General features: G+C 60.9%; 3 protein-coding genes. All 3 read right to left on the bottom strand.

Going from position 1 to position 3,166, the window contains the following annotated elements:
- Positions 1 to 123: 123 nt before the first annotated feature.
- A complete protein-coding gene (locus ABD847_RS05400; RefSeq protein WP_345010801.1) occupies positions 124 to 696 on the bottom strand; it encodes an NUDIX hydrolase in 573 nt (190 codons plus the stop codon).
- 155 nt (positions 697 to 851) lie between these two features.
- The gene (greB, locus tag ABD847_RS05395; RefSeq protein ID WP_345010799.1) at positions 852 to 1,322 is read right to left on the bottom strand and encodes a transcription elongation factor GreB; all 471 of its coding nucleotides are present in this window, start codon (positions 1,320 to 1,322) and stop codon (positions 852 to 854) included.
- 112 nt (positions 1,323 to 1,434) lie between these two features.
- Positions 1,435 to 3,057, bottom strand: a complete 1,623-nt coding sequence (gene pckA, locus ABD847_RS05390; protein ID WP_345010797.1) for a phosphoenolpyruvate carboxykinase (ATP) — start codon at positions 3,055 to 3,057, stop codon at positions 1,435 to 1,437.
- Between the last annotated feature and the right edge of the window lie 109 nt (positions 3,058 to 3,166).

The raw sequence follows: 3,166 nt of genomic DNA, 5'->3' as shown, positions 1-3,166 counted from the left end.
GGTTCGAGTCCCGTCCACTCCGCCACTGAAATAGAGCCCTTAGGTTATCTGACCTAAGGGCTTTTTGTTTTGTCGTGTTGTTCCTCTTCGTGTCTCTTCAGCTTCTCAATCGTATCGAGTGGTCTATGCACCACTTTTTAGGCCGGCACTTAGTGACAGTCTTTTATCACAAGAAGAAGATGGTTTATTCGTGTCGTTCTTGAGTTGCTTGTGCAGCATAGTTAGGCCATCTCGTGAGGAGCCGAAGGCAAATTCGCGGGGATCTAGCTCTGCCAGCGGCAGCCAGAAGGCTTCCGCCACATCGGCCTGGCCCAAGATGGCCGGCTTGGCCGCCAGCGGCAGATGGAAGTAGCAATCACAGGTGTGGTAGCAGATGCCGTCATAGGGGTAGCCGTTGCTGGCCGAACCCAGCCAGTGGCAGGGGAGCCCGGCGATATCCAGCCCCAGCTCCTCGTGCAGCTCGCGGCGCAGGGCCTGCTCCAGGCTCTCCGCCGGATCGACAAAGCCGCCGGGGAAGTCCAGTTGCCCCTTGCCCGGCTCCCGGGCGCGGCGGGTCACCAGCATCTCGTCACCGCACTGCAGTATGGCGGCCACCGCCGCCGCCACGTTGTGGAAGTAGTGAAAGCCGCAATCGCAGCGAAACTCATGATCTTCTCGGGATTGCAGGCCGGGACGGCCACATTGAGGGCAGTACATGGGAACCTCGCGGGTGGACAACCAACAAGCCAGCCGGCGTCACCGCGGGCCGGCTCCCAGCATAGGGCAAGCCGATCGGTGCCACCAGCTGCTGCCTAGCCCGGCAGGCGGAACACCTGGCGCAGGAGCACTAAATATCTGGAGGCAAGACTTGGCTAAACGTACCAGATCCGGTTGATATACCAGGTTTTTTTGCCGGCCGGCGTCATGACGTCCGCCTCGTCGTCCGGCTCCTTCTTGATCAGGGCCCGGGCCATGGGCGCATCGATGGAGATGTAGTCCTTGCGCTCGTAGATCTCGTCGGGGCCCACGATGCGAAACACCAGCTGTTCTCCCTCCTCGTTCTCCACCTCCACCCAGGCGCCGAAGAACACCTTGCCCTCCTGGGCCGGGGCATGATCGACGATCTTCAACTCCTCCAACCGCTTGGTCAGGTAGCGGATACGCCGGTCGATCTGGCGCAGCAGCTTCTTGTTGTAGTGGTAGTCGGCGTTCTCGCTGCGATCCCCCAAGCTGGCGGCCCAGGCCACCTTGGCGGTGATGTCGGGTCTGTGTTCGCGCCACAGGTAATCGAGTTCCTGCTTGAGCGCGTTGAAGCCTTCACGGGTGATGAGATTGGTTTTCACGGCTGGGTGTCGGTCAGAAAAGCATGACCCCTTTATAGCGGCAACCGGCGTGCGAGCAAAGGGCGGATAAACAAAAGGCGGGCTTGCGCCCGCCTTGTGGTTCGCTTCCTGCCTAGTCCAACTGCGGACCGGCGGCCACCAGTTGCTTCCCTTCTGCCGTGTCCGTGTACTGGGTGAAGTTCTTGATGAAGCGGCCGGCCAGATCCCGGGCCTTCTCCTCCCATTGTGCCGCGCTGTCATAGGTATCCCGCGGATCCAGTATCTTGGGATCCACGTTGGGCAGATCCGTTGGCATCTCCAGATTGAAGATGGGCAACGTCTTGGTCTGCACCTTATCCAGGCTGCCATCCAGGATGGCGTCTATGATGGCGCGGGTGTCCTTGATGGAGATGCGCTTGCCGGTGCCGTTCCAGCCGGTGTTCACCAGGTAGGCCTGGGCGCCGGCCGCCTCCATGCGCTTCACCAGGGTTTCCCCGTACTTGGTGGGGTGCAGGGTGAGGAAGGCCTTGCCGAAGCAGGCGGAGAAGGTGGGCGTCGGCGCTGTGACGCCACGCTCGGTGCCCGCCAGCTTGGCGGTGAAGCCGGACAGGAAGTGGTACTGGGTCTGGGCCGGTGTCAGCTTGCTCACCGGCGGCAGCACGCCGAACGCATCGGCGGTCAGAAAGATCACCTTGGTGGCATGACCGGCCTTCGACACGGGTTTGACTATGTTGTCTATGTGGTAGATGGGGTAGGAGACCCGGGTGTTTTCGGTGCGGGAGCCGTCGTCAAAGTCGATCTTGCCCTCCGCGTCCACGGTGACGTTCTCCAGCAGGGCGTCCCGGCGGATGGCGTTGTAGATGTCCGGTTCGGCTTCCTTGCACAGCTTGATGGTCTTGGCGTAGCAGCCACCCTCGAAGTTGAACACCCCTTCGTCATCCCAGCCGTGTTCGTCATCGCCGATCAAGGCGCGCTTGGGATCCGTGGAAAGGGTGGTCTTGCCGGTGCCGGACAGGCCGAAGAAGATGGCGGTGTCGCCATCTGGCCCTACGTTGGCGGAGCAGTGCATGGAGGCCACGCCCTTGAGGGGCAGCAGGTAGTTCATCACCGAGAAGATGCCCTTCTTCATCTCGCCGCCATACCAGGTGCCACCGATGACCTGCATCTTCTCGGTGAGGTTGAAGGCCACGAAGTTCTCGGAGTTGAGTCCCTGGGATTGCCACTCGGGGTTGGTGCATTTGGAGCCGTTTAGCACCACAAAGTCCGGCTCGAAGCTGGCCAGCTCGGCGGCAGCGGGGCGGATAAACATGTTGGTGGCGAAGTGGGCCTGCCAGGCCACCTCTGTGATGATGCGCACCGCCAGCCGGGTGTCCGGGTTGGTGCCGCAGAAGCCATCCACCACGAACAACCGCTTGCCGGAGAGCTCGGTGGTGACCAGCTGCTTGAGGTGGGCCCAGATCTCGGGGCTGATGGGTTTGTTGTCGTTCTTGCCACCCTCGGACCACCAGACGGTGTCGCGGGTGGTGTCGTCCATGACCAGATACTTGTCTTTGGGGGAGCGGCCGGTGAACACGCCGGTATCCACCTTGACGGCGCCCAGCTCGGTGAGTACGCCGCGCTCGTAGCCTTGCAGGTTGGGATTGAGCTCTTCCTGATAGAGCTGGTCGTAGGAGGGGTTGCGAACCACGTCGGATACGTCAGTTATGCCATAGCGCTCGAGGCACAAAACATCGGCCAGGTTGGATGGAGTTGCCATTTTATTCTCCTGGTTTTCAGTAGGGGTTTAAGCCTGACTAGCTGTGTAAACCCACCAGGTTGTTCACGGATTGAAGACGACTGATTGGGGGCAGGTAGTCCAGACTGGC

Source organism: Pseudaeromonas paramecii, assembly GCF_039540575.1.
In the GTDB taxonomy this organism is placed as follows: Bacteria; Pseudomonadota; Gammaproteobacteria; order Enterobacterales; family Aeromonadaceae; genus Pseudaeromonas; species Pseudaeromonas paramecii.
This window is presented reverse-complemented; position numbering and strand designations above follow the sequence as displayed.

Bases quoted from the DNA above. Each gene is read 5' to 3' on its own strand.
- ABD847_RS05400 (WP_345010801.1), bottom strand. From the start codon at position 696: ATGTACTGCCCTCAATGTGGCCGTCCCGGCCTGCAATCCCGAGAAGAT.
- pckA (WP_345010797.1), bottom strand. From the start codon at position 3,057: ATGGCAACTCCATCCAACCTGGCCGATGTTTTGTGCCTCGAGCGCTAT.